The 21,002-nt window shown below is 71.1% G+C and carries 18 protein-coding genes; 8 read left to right on the top strand and 10 right to left on the bottom strand.

Annotation, left to right across the window (positions count from 1 at the left end; all coding sequences use genetic code 11):
• Positions 1-83: 83 nt before the first annotated feature.
• Together ACIQ7M_RS18825 and ACIQ7M_RS18820 are read right to left on the bottom strand one after the other, a co-directional pair.
• Positions 84-830, bottom strand: coding sequence for a phosphotransferase family protein (locus ACIQ7M_RS18825; protein WP_403645390.1), 747 nt, complete (start codon positions 828-830; stop codon positions 84-86).
• 253 nt (positions 831-1,083) lie between these two features.
• A complete protein-coding gene (locus tag ACIQ7M_RS18820; RefSeq protein WP_403645388.1) occupies positions 1,084-3,858 on the bottom strand; it encodes a lectin in 2,775 nt (924 codons plus the stop codon).
• A gap of 303 nt (positions 3,859-4,161) precedes the next feature.
• Here ACIQ7M_RS18820 and ACIQ7M_RS18815 point away from each other — a divergent pair, with 303 nt between their 5' ends.
• Together ACIQ7M_RS18815 and ACIQ7M_RS18810 are read left to right on the top strand one after the other, a co-directional pair.
• Positions 4,162-4,341, top strand: a complete 180-nt coding sequence (locus tag ACIQ7M_RS18815; protein WP_355774356.1) for a DUF6480 family protein — start codon at positions 4,162-4,164, stop codon at positions 4,339-4,341.
• Positions 4,342-4,522: 181 nt separating this feature from the next.
• Entirely contained in the window at positions 4,523-6,616 is a 2,094-nt protein-coding gene (locus ACIQ7M_RS18810) for a hypothetical protein (RefSeq protein WP_403645385.1), read from the top strand.
• Between the two features lie 60 nt (positions 6,617-6,676).
• Here ACIQ7M_RS18810 and ACIQ7M_RS18805 read toward each other — a convergent pair whose 3' ends face one another.
• Both ACIQ7M_RS18805 and ACIQ7M_RS18800 read right to left on the bottom strand, forming a co-directional pair.
• Complete coding sequence (locus tag ACIQ7M_RS18805) at positions 6,677-6,943, bottom strand: hypothetical protein (protein WP_403645382.1); 267 nt, start codon at positions 6,941-6,943, stop codon at positions 6,677-6,679.
• A 115-nt stretch (positions 6,944-7,058) separates the two neighbouring features.
• The gene (locus ACIQ7M_RS18800) at positions 7,059-8,144 is read right to left on the bottom strand and encodes a DUF5937 family protein (protein ID WP_403645378.1); all 1,086 of its coding nucleotides are present in this window, start codon (positions 8,142-8,144) and stop codon (positions 7,059-7,061) included.
• A 100-nt stretch (positions 8,145-8,244) separates the two neighbouring features.
• On the opposite strand from ACIQ7M_RS18800, the gene ACIQ7M_RS18795 reads away from it, so the two are divergent.
• Complete coding sequence (locus ACIQ7M_RS18795; RefSeq protein ID WP_403645375.1) at positions 8,245-9,546, top strand: MFS transporter; 1,302 nt, start codon at positions 8,245-8,247, stop codon at positions 9,544-9,546.
• A gap of 111 nt (positions 9,547-9,657) precedes the next feature.
• On the opposite strand, the gene ACIQ7M_RS18790 is transcribed toward ACIQ7M_RS18795, so the two are convergent.
• On the bottom strand, positions 9,658-9,918 hold the full coding sequence (locus ACIQ7M_RS18790; RefSeq protein WP_403645372.1) for a hypothetical protein: 261 nt from the start codon (positions 9,916-9,918) through the stop codon (positions 9,658-9,660).
• Between the two features lie 351 nt (positions 9,919-10,269).
• On the opposite strand from ACIQ7M_RS18790, the gene ACIQ7M_RS18785 reads away from it, so the two are divergent.
• The 3 genes from ACIQ7M_RS18785 (at position 10,270) to ACIQ7M_RS18775 (ending at position 15,794) form a co-directional block, all read left to right on the top strand.
• Complete coding sequence (locus ACIQ7M_RS18785) at positions 10,270-11,520, top strand: alpha/beta fold hydrolase (RefSeq protein WP_403645918.1); 1,251 nt, start codon at positions 10,270-10,272, stop codon at positions 11,518-11,520.
• Entirely contained in the window at positions 11,517-13,109 is a 1,593-nt protein-coding gene (locus ACIQ7M_RS18780; protein ID WP_403645368.1) for an alpha/beta hydrolase, read from the top strand. The genes ACIQ7M_RS18785 and ACIQ7M_RS18780 overlap by 4 nt, the downstream gene beginning before the upstream one ends.
• Positions 13,110-13,415: 306 nt before the next feature.
• Positions 13,416-15,794: an ADP-ribosyltransferase domain-containing protein gene (locus ACIQ7M_RS18775; protein WP_403645365.1), complete on the top strand. Its 2,379-nt coding sequence runs from the start codon at positions 13,416-13,418 to the stop codon at positions 15,792-15,794.
• 103 nt (positions 15,795-15,897) lie between these two features.
• Here the strand turns inward: ACIQ7M_RS18775 and ACIQ7M_RS18770 are convergent, their stop codons facing one another.
• Complete coding sequence (locus ACIQ7M_RS18770) at positions 15,898-16,659, bottom strand: hypothetical protein (RefSeq protein WP_403645362.1); 762 nt, start codon at positions 16,657-16,659, stop codon at positions 15,898-15,900.
• A gap of 51 nt (positions 16,660-16,710) precedes the next feature.
• Between ACIQ7M_RS18770 and ACIQ7M_RS18765 the strand changes: the two genes are divergently transcribed.
• Positions 16,711-17,154, top strand: a complete 444-nt coding sequence (locus tag ACIQ7M_RS18765; protein ID WP_403645359.1) for a type II toxin-antitoxin system PemK/MazF family toxin — start codon at positions 16,711-16,713, stop codon at positions 17,152-17,154.
• Positions 17,155-17,210: 56 nt separating this feature from the next.
• Here the strand turns inward: ACIQ7M_RS18765 and ACIQ7M_RS18760 are convergent, their stop codons facing one another.
• The 3 genes from ACIQ7M_RS18760 to ACIQ7M_RS18750 all read right to left on the bottom strand — a co-directional run bounded on the left by ACIQ7M_RS18760 (position 17,211) and on the right by ACIQ7M_RS18750 (position 19,173).
• A complete protein-coding gene (locus tag ACIQ7M_RS18760) occupies positions 17,211-17,726 on the bottom strand; it encodes a hypothetical protein (protein WP_355775601.1) in 516 nt (171 codons plus the stop codon).
• Positions 17,727-17,851: 125 nt separating this feature from the next.
• The gene (locus tag ACIQ7M_RS18755) at positions 17,852-18,532 is read right to left on the bottom strand and encodes an adenosylcobinamide amidohydrolase (protein ID WP_403645355.1); all 681 of its coding nucleotides are present in this window, start codon (positions 18,530-18,532) and stop codon (positions 17,852-17,854) included.
• 239 nt (positions 18,533-18,771) lie between these two features.
• A complete protein-coding gene (locus ACIQ7M_RS18750) occupies positions 18,772-19,173 on the bottom strand; it encodes a hypothetical protein (RefSeq protein ID WP_403645352.1) in 402 nt (133 codons plus the stop codon).
• 30 nt (positions 19,174-19,203) lie between these two features.
• On the opposite strand from ACIQ7M_RS18750, the gene ACIQ7M_RS18745 reads away from it, so the two are divergent.
• Entirely contained in the window at positions 19,204-19,623 is a 420-nt protein-coding gene (locus ACIQ7M_RS18745) for a VOC family protein (RefSeq protein ID WP_384790112.1), read from the top strand.
• Between the two features lie 110 nt (positions 19,624-19,733).
• Here the strand turns inward: ACIQ7M_RS18745 and ACIQ7M_RS18740 are convergent, their stop codons facing one another.
• Positions 19,734-20,870 (bottom strand): ABC transporter substrate-binding protein, encoded by a 1,137-nt coding sequence (locus ACIQ7M_RS18740; protein WP_403645348.1) that lies wholly within the window; start codon positions 20,868-20,870, stop codon positions 19,734-19,736.
• Positions 20,871-21,002 lie beyond the last annotated feature (132 nt).

The raw sequence follows: 21,002 nt of genomic DNA, 5'->3' as shown, positions 1-21,002 counted from the left end.
CCCGGATTCGGCCATGGGATCGGAGCTCCCGGCCGTCGTGGACGGCCGGCTCAGTCGGCCGGTCTGACAGGCCGACCCCGCCCTCACATCCGGGATCTCAGGACGTCCACCTCACAGCCCGGCGCGAAGGGGTCGAAGCCGTGCTCGGTCAGCCAGCGAACGACCAGCAGGCTTCGCAACGACCACCACGCGTGGATCACGTCGAGGTCGACGTCGGTGCCGTAGCCGGCGATGACGTCGTCGAGGTGTTCCTCGTGTCCGAGCGTGAAGGTGGCGAGGTCGTACAAGGCATCACCGCGGCCCGCCTCCGACCAGTCGATGATGCCGGTGACCTCGTCGCCGTCGACGAAGACATGCGCGATCTGCAGGTCGCCGTGTGTGAACGCCGGGGTCCACGGCCGGAGCGCGGCCTCGGCGACCTGGCGGTTGCGGGTGACCAGGTCGGCGGGCAGGACACCGTTCGTCACGAGCGACTCGCACTCCTCGTCGAGTTCCGCCGTCAGCGCGACGATGCTCCGGCCCGCCCTGCCCGGCAGGGGCGGCAGCGGCGCGTCGTGCAGCTTCCGGATGGCGGCGCCCACCGCTGCCCACGCCGCCGGTGACCCGGTCGACGGCCCGCCGAGGCGCCCGAGCGTCGTCCCGGGGAGTGCCGCGATGGCGAGCACGGGCGGTTTGCGCCACAGGACCTGCGGGGTCGGGACCGGCGCGAGGGCCATCGCCTCGACCTCGACGTCGATGCGCGCCTGATCGGCGTCCACCTTCAGGAACACGTCGCCGACGCGCAGGGTCGCACGCTCGGAGTGGGCGACGACGACTTCGACCTCATCCATGGGCGACCAGTATCCCGGGGACGATCGCCGACGTCGCCGGGTTTGTCGCGTGCGATGACGCGGCGGACCGCGCCCCGCCCCCGCTACTCGGCGGCTTCGTGCGTGACATCGACCCCCGACCAGGTCAAGCCCACCCTTTTTGTCGGGAGTCCTGAGTGCGCCCGCACGCCCGTACGCCCCGGCCGAGCCGCCAGGGCATACGGGCATCAAGCGCCGGGTCTCCCGGTGCTGCCGGGTGATCGGGGCCGGTGGCTCAGGTCGGCAGTTTCCAGTTCTGGGCGGCCGAGCCGTTGCAGGTGTAGAGCTGGAGTTGGGTGCCGGTCGTCGTCGTGGCGTTGGGGTCGTCCAGGCACAGCTTGGACTGGGGGTTGACCAGGGAGCCGTTGGCGCCCGCGGTCCATTGCTGGGCGCCGGTGCCGTTGCACGTCCAGAGCTGGATCAGGGTGCCGTTGGTGGTCCCGCTGTGGTCGACGTCCAGACATTTGCCGAGACTCCGGACCGTTCCGTCTCCGGCGACGATCCAGTCCTGGGCGTAGGTGGAGTTGCAGGTCCAGATCTGGACGTGGTTGCCGTCGGTGGTGGAGGAACTCGCGTCGTCCACGCACAGGTTCGAGGCCACCGCGGAGGTGATGGCCCCGATGCGGGGTGAGGCCGGGGCGGTGGTGTCACCGGCATAGGAGGGCGGAGCGGCGGACGCGGCCGTCGCCCAGGAGGTGTTGGCGCTGGTGCCGAGCGTGTAGGTCAGGGTACCGCCGGCGGTGATCGCCGACGTCGGGGCGTAGGCGTTGTTCCAGGCGGACCCGTTCCACGTCGCGGACTGGACGTAGGGGGCGTTGTCGGCGGCACCGTTGCCGTTGATCGTCAACGTCTTGCCCGACGGGAGAGTGATCACGGCCTGTGTGAACAAGGGGGAACCCAGGGCGAGATCGGCGGTTCCGGGAGTCTCGGGGAACATACCGAGCGCGGACCACACGTACCACGCGCTCATCGCGCCGAGGTCGTCGTTGCCGTCGGCCAGCCCGCCGGGGGTGTTCGCCCAGATCTGCTGCTGGATCGCCCGTACGGTGCCCTGTGTCTTGTACGGCTGCCCGATGTAGTCGTACTCCCACGGCAGTTCGATGCTGGGTTCGTTACCGACCCACGCGTAGCCCTTGTCTCCCGTGTAGCTGCGCAGCACGGTGTCCAGGTAGTGGCTCATCGCCGTGTTGCCGCCCTTGGCGCGCGCGAGGCCGGCGATGTTGAAGGGGATCATCCCGGTGTAGATCCAGGAGTCGGCCTCGACCATGTCGGTGCCGCTGGTGGGGTCGAAGCCGCCGGTCCAGGAACCGCTCGCGTTGCGCGGCTCGACGAAGCCGGAGGCCGGGTTGAGCACGTTGCGCCAGCCCTGGGCGCGATTGGCGTACGTCTTCTGGTTGCCGGCGTCGCCGAGCGCCCCGGCCATCGCGGAGAGCGCGAAGTCGGCGGTGTCGTACTCCAGCGTGGTGGCCACGGGGCCGTAGAAGTTGCAGCAGCCGTAGCTGCCGTCGTGCGGCATGTATCCCGGTGAGTTCAGGTAGTTGAGGCCCGGTCGGTCGTTGTTGGTGGTACTCGCCTGTTTGACCATGTCGGCGAGGGCGGTCGTGGTGTCGAAGTCCCGGGCGCCGAAGGCGTAGTAGTCGGCGATGATGGCGTCAGCCGGGTCGCCGACCATCACGTAGGACTCGCCGTTGTTCTCGGACCACTTGGGGAAGATCCCGGTCTGGGCGTAGTCGTCGACCATCGACTGTGCCGTGTCCGAGGCGACTTGGGGTGCCACCAGGGCTTCGAGCTGGGCCTGCGAACGATAGATGTCCCAGCCGGAGTAGTTGGCGTAGGCCGCCTTGTGGCCGGCGTCCACGGTGTGGGTCCTGCCGTCGAAGCCGTAGTACTGGCCGTTGGTGTCGCTGATGACGTTCGGGTGCAACAGCGAATGGTAGAGCGCGGTGTAGAAGGTCTGTTGCTGTGCGGCTGTTCCGCCGGCGATCTGAATCTTGCCCAGTGCGCTGTTCCAGGCGTCCTGGGCGGACGTGCGGGTCGCGTTGAAGTCCCACCCCGTGTTCTCCGCGGCCCGGTTGGCCGCCGCGTTGGCCACCGAGACGTAGGAGACGCCGACCTTGGCCTGCACCACCGGGTTACTCGTCGTGTTGAAGGTGACGTAGCCGTTCGAGGCGGCGGCTTCCGGTGAGGCGCTGTCCTTGCCGGTCTTCGGGGCCGCGGCGGTGGGCATCTTGCCGTGGAGCACGGGCTTGTTGGGCTTCTCGGCCGCGTTCTTGGACGCCGTGCGGGGCTTCGCGGGGGTGGCGGCCGACGTCTTGGCGACCGAGCTTCCCTGGGAGGCGAACGGCTGGTCGAAGACCATGTCGAAGTACACGGTGTACATGTTGCCCGCACCGCAGAAGCGCCCGCTGGTGACCTGTCCGCTCACCTCGGTGTTCGAGACCTTGGTGAACTGCGTCGACGAGGCGCCGTTCTGACTGCCCGTGAGTTTGAAGATGAGGTTGGCCTGGCTGGTCGAGGGGAAGGTGAAGCGCGCCATCCCGCTGCGTGTCGTGGTGGTCAGTTCGGTGGTCACCTGGTTGTTGAGCGCGACCTTGTACGAACCCGCGGACGCCGACTCGTTGGCGTGCGAGAACGCGTCCGTGGCACCGGTGTTGACCGTGCCGACCGTGGGCAGCACCGGTACGTCGCCGGCCGCGCCGCAGCCGGGACCGGCGATGTGGGTGAGGCTGAAGCCGGTGATGGAGGAGTCGTTGTACTCGTAGCCGCCACCGGGGGGTCGCGACGTCGTGTCGGGGCTCCACTGCACCATGCCGAACGGCACATCGGCCCCGGGGAAGTCGTTGGCCTCGTTCGACGTGCCGATGAACGGATTGACCACGGTGGCCGGGGATGCGACGAGCGCCGCCTTTCCGGCCGCCCACGCGGGTGCGCACAGCCCGGCCATGGCCAGCGCCGCTGCCGCGAATAAGCCGATCGCTGCCGTTCCGGGGGGTCTCGACAGTCGTGTCACGGGGGTTTCTCCTCTACTCGGGAGCGGGAGCTGAAGACTGACAACGTTGTCTTCCTGTGAGGTGCGACCTTGCCCTGCTTGAGCGGCCATCGAGTTGGACAACGTTGTCGCATCGTCGAGATGGGGCGCCTGGCGATGCGTACGCACGGACGGGACCCCTGGGCCGCGAGCACCTGGGGGCGCGGACGAGAACTGTCCGTGAAGCTAGCTACAGGGCAGGGTCATGTCAACGACTTGCGCAAGAGGCCGCCCCGGGTCCGCCACGAAGATGCGGTGTCCATCCATCGGACGGACCGTTGAGGTATGACACATCCACTCGTACCACCAGGCGAGACCCCGCCCGTCGAGGGCTCCATCGCCGAAGCACACCAGGAGAAGCCCGACGGTGGGATATGGGAACACCCCTATGTCTGGCTCAGTTTCATCGTCGTGGGCTCGGTGATCGTGGCCGGATACTTCGTGGCCCGGATCAGCGGGTACTGAGCCGGCCGGCCACGTGGCGGACGAGGACCGGAGGCACGGACCGGCGGAACGACCGGAGCGGGCACACCCGTTGAGCACCGGGCGGACCGGGCGCGGAAGGAGATGTCAGAGCCCTGTGGCAGGGTGAGTCCCGGATGGAACATTCGTCCGGGAGGGATCCCGAAACCCCAGGGAGCAGCACGTGACCAGCCCCGACACCGCCCCGCCCGGGCAGCGTACGACGCGGCGACGCTCGGATCTCGGCGTGATCAAGGCCTGGTGGCAGGAGCTCGAAGGGGACGGGTTCTTCGTGCTGCCGCCGCCGAGCCGGGCCCGCTACACGCAGTCCGAGGGCCACGGTGACGCGGCGGAACTGCTCGCGGCGAGGGGACACAGCGGCCCCGCCTCCTTCGCGTACTGGCACTGGCAGTCCCACCGGCGTGCCTTCGACCGCTCCGGCTCCCTGACAGGCGAGCTGCTGCTGCACTGGGGCGGGGATCACGCCACCGTCGCCGCCGGACTGGGCGAGGGACCGACCGGTTTCCGGGTCGTCGACGGCGGGCCGAAGAGCGCCTTCCGGCTGGACCGGATCACCCCCCGGGACGAGGCCGGCCTGCCCGACCCCGGAGACCTCGACGGCGTGCGCCAGTTCCTCGCGACGCTGGACGAACCGGTGGACCGCGGCGCTCCCTCTCTCCGGTACCGACCGCTGTCACCGGCCGAGGCCGCGTGGCTCCACGACCGGCTGCGCGATCCCCTGGACCTCGCCGCCGCGACGCGGTTCGTGGTCGCGCTGGAGCGGCGGGACGAACTCACGGCCGACGCGATGGACCGGCTGCTGACCGCCTGGCGGCTGGAGCCTGAAGGGCCGCTGACGGCGTGGCGGGCCTGGCGGGAACTGCTCCACGCTCTGCTGCGCCACGGCCGTGAGGAGGCGTGGGAGCTGGTCTCCGAACTCGGCGCCGGGGCGTCCGGTGTCCTGCGGCAGGTGCCGTCCGAGCGGGGCTTGGCCGCGGTGCGGGAGTTCGCGCTCGCGGGCGACCGCTCTTCGGTCTACGCCTGGCTCTCGCTGCATCGCTCGCTCCGCGAGCCCGACGCGGTACGGGCCGCGGCCGACCTCGCGGCGGAACTCACCACGTCCGGCACCCCGGAGACCTCCCTACGCGGGTTGTACGACGCGCTGATCGGGGCCGTCACGGCCGACTGGCGCCGGGAGACGGGGGCGGACCATCACACCGGCCTGTCCTACGCGGCGCTCACGGCGGTCCGTTTCGGCGCCGACGAACGGCTGCCCCGTGCCCTGCGCGTCCTCGCGGCGGGCGCCGCCCGTGACCAGGTTGATCTCGTACGGGAGGAGGCGCTCCGGCCCGGCGGTTCCGTGCTCGTCGGCACCGACACCGCCGAGGTACTGGCCGCCGTGGAGCGCTACGAGGCCGTCCGTGACGGGCTCTTGTCCGGCACCGGCACCGATCTCACCGCCTCCGAGGGGGTGCTGAGCCGCGCGTGGCACCGGTACCGGACGCTCACCGACACCGATGTGCGCTGGTTGCGGGAGCGGGTGGCCGACCCGGCCACCGGTCTGCAGGGCCTCGGCTTCTGCCTCGAACTCCTCCTCGCCCACGGCAGAGCCACGGAGGCCGATGTCGAGGCGCTGCTGCCGCGTCGTCTCAAGGACCTCACCAAGACGTACCGGACCACGTACACCGAGTGGCGCCACCCGCTCGTCACGTTGACCTGCCTCGCCCTGGATCTGAACCATCCGGCCGCGGGAAAACTGGTCTCCTGGTGGAACGGAGCCCGGCCGGTGTGGAAGGACAAGGTGCGGCTCCTCACGCACCTCGGCGCCCCCGACGAGGCCAAGGCCGCCGAGCTGTGGGATTTCGTCACCTCACCCTCGCACGACGTGGGCCAGTTGATGACCTGGGTCCTGGTCCGGGCCCGCCTCGACGGGGAGCACCCGCTGCTCGTGGCCGACAGGCTGCTCGGCAGCCCGGGCATCAACGGTCACGTCCTGCGCCGGGTGCTGATCGGTGTGGCCGACCCCGAACAGCCGCTGTGGCACTACTCCATCAGCCCCCACAACCGGAGCTGGTGGCAGCGAGCCGTGGAGGTCGCCGACCACCCCGGCCTGTCGCCGGAGGCCCGCGCCATCGGACTGCAAGCCGCCCGCGATCACCTCCTGATACGCAACCCGGACCAGCTGAACCCGAAGCCGACCCGGGCCGAACGCGCGGCGGCCCAGGCCTGGTTCGACGGTCGCGCCGTCGGTCCGGGCGGAGCCGCGCCGTCGCTTTGACGGACGCCCGGCCCGGAGGGCGGTGGGTCCACGCGCGGCGCGCGGACCCACCGCGGCAGCTCAATGGTCCCGCGTCCACCATGTGATCCTGTCCGGGTCCTGGCCCGCGCGCATCAGCAGCTCGGCCGCTTGCGTCCCGGCCACGTCAGCCGCGTTGAACCTGTTGTCGATGAGGTTGGCCACGGACGTCGCGGCGGTGGAGTGGTCACCCGCACCTCGCCGCAGCGAGCTCGACATGACGTTCACGGCTTCGCTGACAGCGGCGATCCGGAAGCCACCGCCGAGCTTCCACGGTTCGGCCGGAGCCATCGCTGCCAGGTCGGCCACGAGACTCCCCCTCCATGTCGGTTGCGCAGGAGCGAAGGCATCGTAGGTGTGCCGACCACGGGCCCGTGCAACCGGGGGCGGCGACTTCACACCCGCTCGCGGGCACCGAAGCCGCTCAGCGCAGTACGGCCGCCAGCAAGTCGGCTCCCAGTGCCGTCAGATCGGGCAGGTTGAGGGTGTAGCGGACGTAGCGCCCCTGGCGCCGGGAGGTCAGCAGGCCGGCCCGCCGGAGGACGGCCAGGTGCCGGGAGACCTCGGGAGGTGTGAGTTCCCAGGCGTGGGCCAGTTCGCGGGTGGTGTGCGGGCCACGGGCCAGGGTGCGCAGCAGCCGGAGCCGCACCGGATGGCCGAGCGCCTCCAACCGTAGGGTGACCGTCTCCAATGACACCGGCTCCGACGGACGCGGTTCGGCGACCGGGTACTGCACCACGGGCTGCCAGCCGGGTGCGTGCACCACCGCCAGATGCGGGCTGCCGAACACGCTGGGAATGAAGGTGACTCCGGTGTCCTGGGCGGTGGTCGCCTTGTCCTGGACCTTGTCCACCACGATGCACCGGCCGTCCGGTGCCAGGGTGATCGCGCTGGAGACCGACGCGAGAGTCGCCTCGACGCCCTGGCGCCTCAACAGGTCGTGTTTCAGGCGCAGATCGGAGGCGAGCCGCACGGCGACATCCGTCCAGGCCGCGTCGAAGAACGCCCCGGCACACTGTTCGAGCGTGTCACGCACCCGTGCCCGTACCGCGGCGGGATCGGCGAGCAGCCGTTCCGCGAAAGCCTCCTGCCGGACCCCACGCGCCTGGGCCACGTCCAACGCCCGCTCCCGCGCGCTCTCGTCGGTCAGCGGTGAAGGCGCGCCGAAGTGGAGCCGGTTGCTGCCACAGGTGGTGACGAGCGCGGCGGTCACATACGTCTCGTCGTCGATCCGGTCCACGTCGTCCAGTTCCTCGGCGAGGGTCGGCCGAGGCCGGGCGGGAAGCAGGAAGTCGGCCTGCGAGGAGCGCCACAGGAAGTCGGCCTCCCGCAGCCGCTCGGCCGGCTCCGGCCGCATCGCGGCCCATACCTGGCCGGCCCAGTCGGCCAGATGGGGATGATGTCCGGGCTCGGCCAGCACATGCAGCATCGCGGTCAGCTCGGCCAGCGGGGAGGCGGCGAACCGCAGGCGCTCGTACGGCAGTCCGCCGATGTCGATCCTCAATGTCACCGCCCCAGGATCCCCGACGAGACGGCCGACGGCGTCGCCGGTTGATGACCTCCGTCAACTCGCGTGCCCAACACCCCTGGTCCGGTCCTCCCTTGGCGTCATGGAAATCAACGGCAAGGCCCGGTCCCGCGCGCTCGTCCGCGCCTCCGGAGGCCCCCGCTATGCCTTCGCGCTGGCCGTGGACGCTCTGGGCACCGGCCTGTTGCGCCCCTTTCTGCTCCTGTACGGGGTGAAGGTGTCGAAGTTGTCGGCACCGGTGACGGGCACCGCCATGACGGTCGGTGTCGTCGTGGGTCTGCTGTGCATGCCCGTGGTGGGCCGGTGGCTGGACCGCGGAGCACGCAGCACGGTCGTCGCGGCGTCGATGCTCGTGCGGGTGCTCGGCGTCGTACTGCTCCTGGCCGACTCGGCCGGGTACGCCTGGCTGTTCGCGACAGCGGCCCTCTTCCTCGGCATCGGCAACCAGGCCTGGCCGGCCGCGCACGCCGCTCTCGTGGCCACGGTCGCCCACGGCCGGGAACGTGACGCCGCGCTCGCCGCGGGCCGGGCTGTGCGCAACGCCGGACTCGGCGCGGGCGGGCTCGTCGCCACCGCGTGTCTGGCGGGCGGCATCGAGACGTTGCGGGTGCTGGCGTTCGTCACCGGTCTCGCCTATCTCGTCGCGGCGACGCTGGCCTGGTCGGTGCACGTTCACGCGCGTCCGGCCACGCTTCTGGTCGAGGACCGGAGGCGCGAGCCCGTACCCCGGATGGGCGCGCTGCTGGCCGCCAACGTCGTCTACGTCTTCTGCCTCAATGTCCCCGAAATAGCGCTCCCGCTGATCCTGGTGACACAGTTGCACGCGTCCCCCGTCTGGTCGGCCGCCGTCTTCGTGGCCAACACGGTGCTGGTGGTCGCTCTGCAGGTTCCGGTCACCGTGTTCCTGTCCCGTTTTCCCAGGCGGAGGGTTCTGGCGCTCGGCGGTGTGGTGCTGACCGTGTCGTACCTCGGCTTCCTCGCGGCCGCTTCCCTGGGGCCCGGCCGGGGTGCCCCGGCGGTCGCGGCGGTGTCCGTGGTCTGCACCGTCGGCGAGATCGTCTACGCGGGCAGCTCCACTGCGCTCGTCACCGCGCTCGCCCCGGACCGGGTCATGGGACGTGCCCTGGCTCGCTTCCAGCTCTCCACGGGGTTCGGCCTCGCCGTCTCCCCCGCGGTCATCACCGCGCTCGCTCCCCACGGACCCGCCGCCCTCTGGGGCAGCCTCTCCGCCGCGACGCTCCTCGCCGCCGGTGCCGTGGTCACCGAGAAGGACCCGGTGAAGACGCCGTCGACCAGCGCCTCCGCCGCGAACGGGGGCCCCGTCGCGGCCGCGAGCCCGCGAAAGCGCCCCTCGATCAAGGACTGCTCCGAGTGGAGCCCATGAGTGGTGGACGTCCGTCCCCGCGCTCAGGCTGACCCACGTGGTGCCCGCCCGCAGCAGGCGGTGGCGGGCGGAGCCCTGCCCTGCGTCGCGACGTCGGCGTAACCGGGGACGTCAGAGAAACGGGATCGCATGAGGGAACAGCGCATCAGAACGGGCTGTCCGCCGACCGTTCGCGGGAGCGGCCGAGGCAGGAGCGCGAGGACCGGCAGCGGCGGTATCGGCGACGGCGGGAACTGCGTAAGCCGGAACGGCGGCACCGGGCACGACGATGACGGTGGCGGTCGCAAGAAGGATGGCGATGGCCGGCGAAGGGGCGGCGACGATGGCGGTCTCAAGGGCGAACGCGGTGGCCGGCGCGGGGACGAAGAACACGACAGCGGTTCCGGATCCGCCCCGAAGCGGACGCCGTCCCGTTCCGCGCGGCAACGCTCCCGGCAGACACGTACCAGGGTGGCCGTCGCCGCCGCGGGCCTCGCCTTCGTCGGTGTCCTGGCCCCGACACCCGGTCACGCCGCGGCTGCCCCCGCGGGCGGGCCGCGCCCCGGAGCGTCCGCACGGTTCGTGCCCGGCCCGTGCCCGGATACGCCCGAGCCGGTCCCGGGGCGGTGCGGGTTCCTGGAGGTTCCCGAGAACCGCGCCCGCCCCGGCGGGCGGACGATCCGGCTGGCCGTCGCGATCATCCCGGCCGTCTCGGCGAAGCCGGGCGCGGATCCGGTCGTCTTCATGGCCGGCGGTCCCGGGGGCGACGCGTTCGGGGACATGCCGTTCGTGATCGGCGCGGGCGTGAACCAGGACCGCGATCTGATCGTCATGACCCAGCGCGGAACGCTGTACGCGCAGCCCAACCTCGCCTGCCCGGAGCTCGACCGCTTCAACGCAGAGGCCGTCGGACTGCGCTACGACGCACCGTCGACCGGACGGCGCCTGGTGCGCGCGACCAAACAGTGCCGGGACCGTCTCGCGGGCGAGGGCATCGACCTGAGCGCCTACAACACCACCGAGAACGCCGCCGACTTCGCCGACCTGCGCAAGGCGCTCGGCATCCACCGGTGGAACGTGTACGGGTACTCGTACGGCACGGACCTGGGTCTCACCTACCTCCGCCGCCACCCCCAGGGGATCCGTTCGCTGGCGATCGACTCGGTCGTACCTCCCCAGATCGTCAGTCTGCCGTGGACCTGGGACAGCGCCCAGGAAGGGATCGACACCATCTTCGCCGCCTGCGCGGCCCAGCCGGCGTGCAGGACGCGCTACCCGAACCTCTCGCGCACGCTGACCCAGCAGGTCCGGCGGCTGGAGGCACACCCCCTGACGGTGACGGCACAGCCTCCCGCGGGAGGCGCGCCGGTCAAGGTCGTCCTCGACGGGGGCGCGCTCGTCAATCTGCTCGTCGGCAACGCGGTCCCGGCCATCGACGTGCCCGCGGCGCTCGACGAACTCGCCCACGGCAATCCGGAGCGCTTCGCACGGGCCCGCGCCGCCGGCGCCACACCCGTCATCGGCGAGTTCGCGTACGGTCTCACCCAGTCCGTGGCCTGCAGCGAGTGGGTGCCGGGCTATTCGCAGGCCGACCTCCTGGCGGCCGGCCGCCGGGCCTTCCCCGGATGGCCCGACTCGGTGCTCGCCCAGGCACCCCAGCTCCCCTTCCAGCACGAGGCCTGCCGCGTCTGGAACGTCCCGGACCGCACCGCGGTCCAGCGGGTGACGACCGTGAGCAACGTGCCGTCGCTCGTGCTCTCGGGAACCTTCGACGCCAAGACCGGAGCCCGCTGGGGCGCGTACGCGGCCCGCACGCTGTTCCGCTCGACGACGGTGCTGATTCCCGGAATCGGCCACTGGGTGGTCCCCCAGTCACCGTGCGCGGCGAGCGTCCTGACCTCGTTCCTCACGCGTCCCACCGCGCCCGACACCCGCTGTGTCGCGGGCCTGACGCCGAAGCCGTTCACCATCGTCCCCGCCCTGGAGAAGTCATGACGTCCATCCGTCCGCCGCGCCACCGCGGCACCGCGCGACGGCTTCCCGCCGCGCTGGCGGGGGCCACGGCCGGCCTTCTGGTCGCCGGTCTCGCCGCCTCCCCCGCCGAGGCAGACCCCGGCGCCACGACGACTCCGGGCACGGTCGCCCGGACCGCCGGCCACTCCCGCTTCGTACCGGGCCCCTGTCCACGGACCGCGGACCCCGTCCCGGCCTTGGACGGGGCGCACTGCGGCACGCTCACCGTGCCCGAGAACCGCTCCCGCCCCCGGGGGCGGAAGATCACCCTCTCCGTCGCCATCGTGCCGGCCGCCACCCGCGGACACGCGTCCGACCCGATCGTGTGGTTCGCCGGCGGGCCCGGCGACGACGCCGTCTCCGAGGCCCAACTGGCGGTCGACGGCGGCCTGAACCGCGACCGGGACGTCATCTTCATGTCCCAGCGCGGGACTTACTCCGCCGATCCGGTGCTCACCTGCCCGAACATCGACGAGTTCAACGCCCGCGTCGTCGGCCTGGTCTACGACGCCCCCTCCACCGGACGTCTGCACGTCCGGGCGACGCGCGCCTGCCGCGACCAACTCGTGCGGCGCACCAAGGACCTCGGCGCCTACAACACCACCGAGAGCGCCGCCGACTACGCCGACCTGCGCATCGCCCTGGGCATCAGACTCTGGAACGTGTTCGGCATCTCGTACGGCACGGACCTGGCCCTGACCTACATGCGCACGCACCCGCAGGGCGTGCGATCGGTCGGCATCGACGGTGTGCTGCCGCCGTCTCTGGCCGGGGGCGCCGTCACCTGGAAGGCCGCGCGCGAGGGCTTCGACGGCCTGTTCGCGGCCTGCGCGCAGCAGCCCGCGTGCAACCGGCGCTATCCCCATCTGTCGAGGACCTTCCAGGGCCTGGTGAGCAAGCTCGAAGCCCATCCGGTCACCACCCACGTCACCCTCCCCGGACAGCCCGGACCGGTGAAGGTCGTCATCGACGGCGGAACCCTGGTGACCTGGCTGACCTCCGCCACCCACGTGGCGTCCGGAGTACCGCGTTCCATCGACGAGTTGGCGCACGGCAACCCGCAGCGCATCGCCGAGCAGTGGGCCGGGGGCAAGCTCAGCCCGCAGGCCGTCGGCCGGGTCGCGCACGGGCTCGCCTACGGCGTCTTCTGCGGCGAGTGGACTCCGTACGAGACCGAGGCCGAGGTGCTCCGGGCAGGACGGCGCCTGTTCCCCACGTTCCCCCGCTCCGTCCTCGCCAGCGCGCCGCAGCTCCCGTTCCTCCGCGACGACTGCCGCGCCTGGAACGTTCCCGCGCAACCGCGTGCCGTCCGCAGCGTGGTGCGCAGTGACATCCCCACCCTGGTCATGTCGGCCGGGTTCGACGCACAGACGGCACCGAGCAACGGCCCGTACGTGGCACGCACTCTGCCGCGCGCCACCACCGTGACCATCCCGTACGTCGCCCATGTGGCCTTCGCCGAATCACCCTGCGCGCAGACGATCACGCAGTCGTTCTTCGACAGGCCGCTGTCGGCGGACACTTCCTGTCTGGCGGGTCTTCAGCCCCCGCGGTTCGAGATCGCGCCGTAGGAGCGGCCGACCGTACCCCTCCGGGGGACCGGGGCGGGCGAGCAGCCGGAAGTCACGGCGCTCGCCCGCCCCTTCGCGCTGCGCCTGCCGCGCTGCCTGACCCACACGGGTCCAATCCCTACGTCGTCACTCGGGTGGTCACGGTGGTGGACGAGACGGTGGCCGCTCTGATGGTGCGGGTGTCTCGGCGCGTACCGCGAGCCGTCGCTTGACGGCAGGTCATGGACCCCTTGTCCGGGCTGCGTTGTCAGTGGTGGGCGATACGTTCGGTGTCTTGGAACCGCTGGTGCACGACAGGAGTGGACGATGACCGAGAGCACTGTGCTGCCCGCGCTCAGGGTGGTGCTGACGGACGTCAACGAGCGTGTGGTGGAGGCGTGGCGCGCCGCGTTCGCCGACACCCCCGGCATCGAGATCCGCAGGGGCTCGATCCTCGATGAGGACGTCGACGCCTGGGTCACCCCCACCAACTCCCGGGGCCGCATGGACGGCGGGGTGGACGCCGTCATCAAGCGGTATCTGGGGACCGGCATCCAGGTGCGCGTCCAGCGGGCGATCCGTGACCGGTTCGCCGGACCCATGCCGGTGGGCAGCGCGGTGTGCGTCCCGTCCGGCGCGACCGTTCCCCGCTACCTGATATCGACGCCGACGATGGTGGGGTCCTCGCAGAATGTGAGTGCCACGCTGAACGTGGCGCTGGCGTGCGCGGCCGCCTTTCAGGCCGTCCACCGGCAGAACCGGAAGCAGCCGGGCAGCATCCGGTCCGTGGCGCTGGTCGGGTTGGGTGCGCAGACCGGCCAGGTGCCGGCGCGGGTGTGCGCCAATCTGATGTGGACGGGCTACACGCTGTTCCACGACCACTGGTTCGAGGACGACGACGAGCTGCGCTCCACGATCATCTCCCAGGCGCACGGAATCGAGAACGCGCCCGTCGACCAGCGGGTGCGCATCGTGCCACCGGCGTCCGCCGTGCCGGCGCCGGGAACTCCCGGTCCCTCCGCTCCTTCTGCCACGACGAGTGAAAGCACCTCCTCCATGACCGGATCGACGACCGGAGCCCCCGCGCCGGGTCAGACGCCGCAGCCCCAGTCCGCTGCGAACGACCCCCTCGCCCTGACCGAGCTCTTCGACGGCGGCGGGGAGTCCTGGCTTCCGTTGCTGAAGCCGGTCATCGAGGCGCAGCCGGACGCCGCGCGGTTCATCGGGAAGGGCCGCGGCCCTGAGGTGGTCCCGGTCCGCGAGCTGACGTTCCAGGCGCTCAAGCCGAACCCGCCGCACAAGTGGAAGGTCGTGGTCTTCGGCCAGAATCCGTATCCGCGGCCGGAGAGCGCCACCGGCATAGCCATGTTCGACAACACCTTCAGCGACTGGAAGGACAGTCAGTTCGGCCGGGTCGTCAGCATCCGGTGCCTCATCAAGGCGGCGGCGATGTGGAAGTACGGCATCGCCAAGAAGACCCCGATCGCCGACGTGCGGACGCTGCTGAAGGAGCGGGACACGGTCCAGCCGCCGGAGTGGTTCCAGGCGATGCTGACACAGGGCGTGCTCCTGCTGAACGCGTCGCTGACCGCGAGCGGTGACGGGGCGATGGGGGCCGACCAGCACACGGCGTTCTGGCGGCCGGTCGCCGAGCGGATCGTCGAGGAGATCCTCAAGGCCAAGCAGAACGCGGCCGAGGAGGACCGCGGGGTCGTGTTCGCGTGGTGGGGGGCGCACGCCCGCAGCCTGAAGCGGGTCGTCCTGCGGCTCCAGCAGAAGTACCCGGACGTCGAGGTGCGGCACCTGGACCACGCCAACCCGGCGGCACAGGGCGACATCTTCTGCGAGGGCGACCATTTCACCCAGGTCAACGACGCTCTGGCCTCGTTGGGCGCCGACGCCATCGACTGGCTGCCGAGCAAGGGGTGGAACGGGACGGCGGTCGGCGCGGGCGATGCGGACGGGGGTGTCGCCGCACGCATGGGCGCTTTCATCGAGTCGACCATGAGCCTGCACCAGCTCTATCTGGATCGCCTCACCAGCGTCAAGGACGAGGGCCTGGTCCTGCCCGCGATCACCGGTGTCTTCGACACCCCGCTGATGGACTTCCAGGACGCCGTCGCCCCGGTCTCCGCGGCACTGTCCGGGCTCGCCGGGCACATCCGGCGCTCCCGTGACTTCGGCAAGCGGCGGGCGGACCAGGTGGCCGACGTCGGCCCGTCCGCCGACGCGATCGCCGCGCTCCACCTCTACACCTGTGAGTCGGCGTTCTACCGCGAGATCAACAGCGTCCTGCGCTCCCCCGACCGCACCAGGGTCATGCCCTACCTGCCGTACCTGCGGCTGCTGTTCTCGGCGGTCTCGAAGCTGCCGGCCTACACACAGCCGCTGTGGCGCGGAGTGTCACTGGACCTTCGGGCGCAGTACCCGGTGGGCCGGACAGTGACCTGGTGGGGCGTCTCCTCGTGCACCTCCGAGCTGACGGTGGCCAGGGCGTTCCTGGGCAGTCGCGGCAAGCGAACCCTCTTCGAGGTGACGCCGGCCCGGGCGGTCGGGATCAAGCGCTTCTCCGCCTTCACCGGCGAGGAGGAATACATCCTCACGCCGGGTACCCAGCTCAGGGTGACGGAGGTGAAGAGCGAGTCCCGCGGGCTGTGCACCGTCCGGCTGAGCGAGGTCACGGACGTCGCTCCCGTGGTGTCCTGAACCACGCCTCGGTGACGAGGGCCACGGTCGTGGTTGCCGGACCCTCGCGCCCGGCGACCACGTGACACCCGTAAGGGCAGGACCGTCGGCCGGGCCGAGGAGGTCAGACAGGCCGCGGGGCCGGACTGGTGCGGGTGGCCGGGGCCTGGGTGAAGTTGGCGGCCGCCACGACCTCGGGCCGGCGTACGTATCCACCGACACTCTCCACGCGCACCACGAGCGCAAGCGGCGACGTCGTGTCGTACGCCTTGGCCAGGGCGCGGATCTCACCGCGGGCGAAGAGCTGGGTCGCTCCCGAGGTGGCCAGCAGGGCGCAGCCCGCGATCATGATCAGACGGCTCCCGGCAGCGAAGGGGTTGTGCGCCAGCACGACGACGGCGTGGTCCACGAGGGTCGCGGTGTCCACGTCCGACTCTCCGTACTCCTCGCCGCTGTCCACGGCGACGATCCGGTACTCCTCCGGGAACTGCCGGAACACGTACGGCGGTTCGAGCCGGTCGGTCAGCAGTGTCCAGATGCCGTTGTGTACCGGCCCGCCGATGACGACCAGGTTCTCCTCGGCGTCCGACGCCATGGCGAACGCCCTGGCCCTGACGGTCGCCGCCTCGTGGAGCCCCAGGTCCTGGGAGAGGAACTGCCGCAGATTCATGGCCGCGAGGGCGTCGGTCTCCGGGATCTTCGGGTACGCGGAGGTCGGTCCACCCGACTCCCCTACGACCATCACCACACGTCTGTCGCGATCGAGCCGCCACACCCGCGCCGCCGGCATCCTCGTCCGGTAGTAGTGGACAAGGGCACGGCCGAGCCAGCCGACGCCGAAGGCCAGCAGCGAGGCCGCCAGGTTCACCACCAGATCCTGCCGCACGACCGGCTCCCCCCGCCCTCTTCTGCACGTCAACGAGCAGTCTGCACCACGGTGTTGGCGGACGAGAAGGGAACGGTGGGACGCGGCGGGACACAGGTCGCGCAAGCGTGGATCTGGTTCAAGATCCGCTCGGCAAGGAAGTACAGGGGCGCCGCTCCCGAGCCGGGCGACGTCTGGTGGGCGGCCCTTGCGTTCGTGGAGGACGCCGGGACGGTCAAGGACCGTCCGGTCATCATCAAGTCCGTCCGTCCCGATGAAGTCATCGCGTTCTACGTCACCAGCCAGGCCAAGGAAAGCCGTCATCGCTTCACGCCCTTGGCCTGCGCGTCCACGTGGGACCCGGCCGGGAGGCAGAGCTGGGCCAAGTACAGCGAGACCCGGGAGATCCCGCTCGCGAACCTCCGCCGATCCGGAGCGTCGTTGCCGTCCGGCGAGTTCCAGCGCCTGTACGACCTGCACGCCGGAGCGGTCGGCACCCGGCCGAACTGGGCGTGAACGGCGGCGAGCCCGGACCTCGGCAGAGGATCCGGGCTCGCCGTCCGAGGCAGCCGTCAGCCGCAGCGGTTGGCGTGGCTGAAGTCCACGACCACGCGCTCGGGGCTGTGCAGCTTGAGCACCTTGTACGAGGGCTTGGTCTGGAACGCGGTTCCGAAGGAGACGACTCCTTCGAAGTCACCGGTCAGCGCCAGGCCTTTCAGCTTGTACAACGGGATCTTCACCAGTTTGGGCCCCCGGTACACGGAGTTGCCCGCGCTGTTGTGCGCGACCGCGGGAGAGAGCCTGATGTTCAGGAAGTACTTCCCCGCGAGCGGGACCTTCCTGCCGGAGGGGTCGTAGCGGAGGGTGCTGACCCGGCTCACGGCGACGGACGGCGTACCGCCCTGGATGTCGATGACGAGCCGGTCGTAGGTGCAGTGCCCGGCCCAGCGGGCATTGACCACACGGGCGGGTGACGTAGGTGTGGCGGCCGCCTTCGGCGTGGCGGCCGCGGAGGCGGGGATCGTGGCGCCGACGGCGGCGAGAATGGTGCCGGCGACTATGGCTGCGCGGGATGGGTGGTGGTGCATGACGCCCCCAGTTGCTCCTGGTGAAGGGGACACACTATTTCACTAGCGTAGACATCTTCAGGGGCTGAACGGTTGCACTGCCGGAAACTTGTTGTGGGCACGCGCCCGCGGCCCGGCGACCGGGATCACGCCTCGGCGGCCGCCGCGCGCACGGCCGCGTACACGGCTCTCGCGAGGCGGGAACCCCACAGGGAGCGGGGTCCGGCGAAGGCGTGCGTCTCCTCCCCCGGACGCGGGGTGCGGGCGGCGACGCACACGGCGTCGGTGGGCGTGCCGGAGCAGTCGTACCCGGCGTCGAGCAGAGCCTGCACCTTGGCCTCCGTGACCGTGCTCACCGCGTTGACCAGAGCGGCGTCACCGAGTGCCACGGGAAGCGCCGCGACGATGTTGATCGTGCCCGGCGCCGCGGGACGGCGGACGGGCTCGGCGGGGGCCGCGGCCCAGCCCCGCACCCCCAGCCCGGCCGTCACGACCGCGTCCACACCGCTGTCGTGGGCGTCGGCGTACCGGCTGACGTCGGCGGCCGTCATCAGTCCGACCCCGGGCCCGCGCGCGCCGACGGTACGGGCCAGGTCGGCGAGGTGCCGGGCCGGGTCGGTGCGCCGGTAGCCGTGGGAGACCTGGGCGTTCAGGACCCACCCGCGTTCCGCGATGCCGCCGCCGAGGACCGCGCTGCTGACCATCCGCCATCCGGCGCCCGCCCGCCAGAACAGCGCGTTCAACTCCTCGCCGTCCTCGACGCGGGTGAGCCGCTGCACGCGGAGGAGACCGGCGACGGGTCGCGGCGGCGGGACGACTGCGGTCACCGGGCGGAACTCCTTGCGAGGGGGTACGGGTTGATCGTACGCGTGGCCGCCCTCCTACGCCGCTGTCGCCGTGACCGGCGAGAAGTCCGCCCCTTCGCGAGTGCCGGGCTCACAGGAGTCGGCGGGCCAACGCCTCTCCCCACGTGGCCAGGGGCCCGCGGCCGCGGAGCGGCTCAGGTGATGACGACGAGGACGTTGAACCACGGAGTGCCGAGTGATCCCAGTGGAGAGGTCAGCTTCTACATTTCGAGCCGGTACGTGCCGGCGGGCAGCATTCCTCTGCCCGGCAGGGGGCCCACGGGCAGAAAGCGCCCGTCGGCGACACCGGCGCGGTTGTACGTCCACAGCCCGGCGCCGGTGTACGTGATCGCGTACGGCCCGCTGAGCAGGGACGGGTTCACCGCGGACCGGTGAGTGCGGTCGAGCCCGAAGGCGGCGCCGGCGTACGACGGGCGGCGCGCCGGACGGGTGAGCGTGAAGTTGAAAAAGCGTCTGTTGTATCCCGCACCGGAGGTCAGCGGTGGGCAGTTGACGGCGATCACCGTCCGGCCGGTGACGTTCCCCAGGGCGAGTGGACGACTGCAGCGCGCGCCGTCGGGCCCGGATGCCTGGCGGCCGAGCGCCTCACGGCTAGGGTGCATCTCTGACGTACCGTCACGAAAGGATCTTCCGTGGGCTCTCGTCTCAATCCCTACATCAGCTTCTCCGGTGACGCCAGGCAGGCCCTGACCTTCTATCAGGAGGTCTTCGGCGGTGAGCTGGCGCTCAACGAGTTCGGCGCCTTCGGTTCCGAGGCGCCGCCCGGATTCGCCGACAAGATCATGCACGGCATGCTGGAAGCTCCCAACGGCTTCACCATCATGGGCGCCGACGTCCCGCCGGGAATGGAGCGCACAGCCGGCAACAACTTCGCCGTGAGCCTCAGCGGCGACGACGCCGAGGACCTGCGCGGTTACTGGGCCAAGCTGTCCGCCGACGGCAAGGTGTCGGTCCCGCTGGAGAAGCAGATGTGGGGCGACACGTTCGGCATGTGCACGGACCGGTTCGGCGTCGAGTGGATGGTCAACATCACCGCTGCTCCCTCGGCCTGAGACGTTCGAAGGCCACTTCCCGGCCCGTCCGGGTCCCGGCGGAGTGCCCGGCGCGGCAAGCGACCGCCGTGCCGGGCGACCGGGGCGCTCCCACCCCGAACTGATCAGCGTCAACCGGAGTGCAGGACCCGGAACTGATCGAGGTCGGCCCCGTCCCGCTCCACGACCTGGACCGGCGCCCACGCCCACTGCCATACGCCGATGCCCGGCACACGGGAGAACCGGATCCTCCCGCGGCTCCCCTCCACATCGACGCCCGGCCAGGCCGCGGCAATACGATCTCCGTCCGTGCCCTCGGAGCGCAGGACGTCCGCGAGGACGGTGACCGTGTCGTAGCCCTCGAAGGCGACGAAGGAGGGCGCCCCGCCCAGCCCCTCGCGCAAGGCCGACTCGATACGCGCACCCAGGGAACTCAGGCGCTCCGGCAGATAGCGCAGGAACGGGACGCCGGTTCCGTCGGGGCCCGACCGCGTGACCCACTCGGTGAACTCCGGCTGCCCGGCCGGGGCGCCGATCATCATCCCGGGCAGCCGCTCGTCGCGACGGACCGCCTCGACGATGGACACGGCGGGCTCCGGATGCCCGACCAGGAGAAGCAGTGCCGTCACGCCGTGACCGGCCAGTTCGTCGCACACGGCCGCGGGAGTCAGCGCGCGCATGTCGAGTTCGACGACGGAACCGCCGTGTGGGGCGAGGCGGTTGCGCAGGATGCCCGCCCCCGACGCCCAATAGACGCTCGGTTCGGTCGCCACGGCGACGCGACGGTGACCCGCGCCGAGAAGGAAGTCCGCGTAGATCCTCCAGCCGTGGGACTGCGCCGGGGCGAGCCGGGCGACCCATGGCGTCGACTGCTCGGTCAGGGTGTCGAGAACCGCCGAAGAACAGAGGAACGGCACACCGAGCGCGTCGGCTCTCATGGCGACGGCACGCGCGACGACGCTGTGATACTCCCCCGCCAGGGCGGCCACGCCCAGCCCGGCGAGCTCGTCCACGGCCGCGGCGGCTTTGCGCGGATCGGCCGCGGTGTCCCGTACGACCAGTTCGAGGGGTCTCCCGGTGATCCCGCCGGTGCCGTTGACCTCACGAACGGCCAGTTCGAGTCCGGCGAGCAGATGGCGGCCCGCCTCGGCCCAGCCGGGCCGGGTCAGCGGTACGAGAGCGCCGATCCGGACGGAGGATCCGTCGGTCCGCGGCGACGCCGGCGTCGACTCCGACGCGGAGACGGGCGGAGATGATGGCGGCTGCATGTGTCGGTGTCTCCCTGGGGACCTTGTACTGCGCTCCAGCGGCGCCGGGCCGGGCCGTCGAAGGCGGCCGGCCGCGGAGCGGTGTGGTGCCGCTCCGCGGCCGGACTCGGGTCGCTCCAGGAGGTTACTTGC

Origin of the sequence: Streptomyces sp. NPDC096324 (assembly GCF_044763015.1) — a bacterium.
Taxonomy (GTDB): Bacteria; Actinomycetota; Actinomycetes; order Streptomycetales; family Streptomycetaceae; genus Streptomyces.
This window is presented reverse-complemented; position numbering and strand designations above follow the sequence as displayed.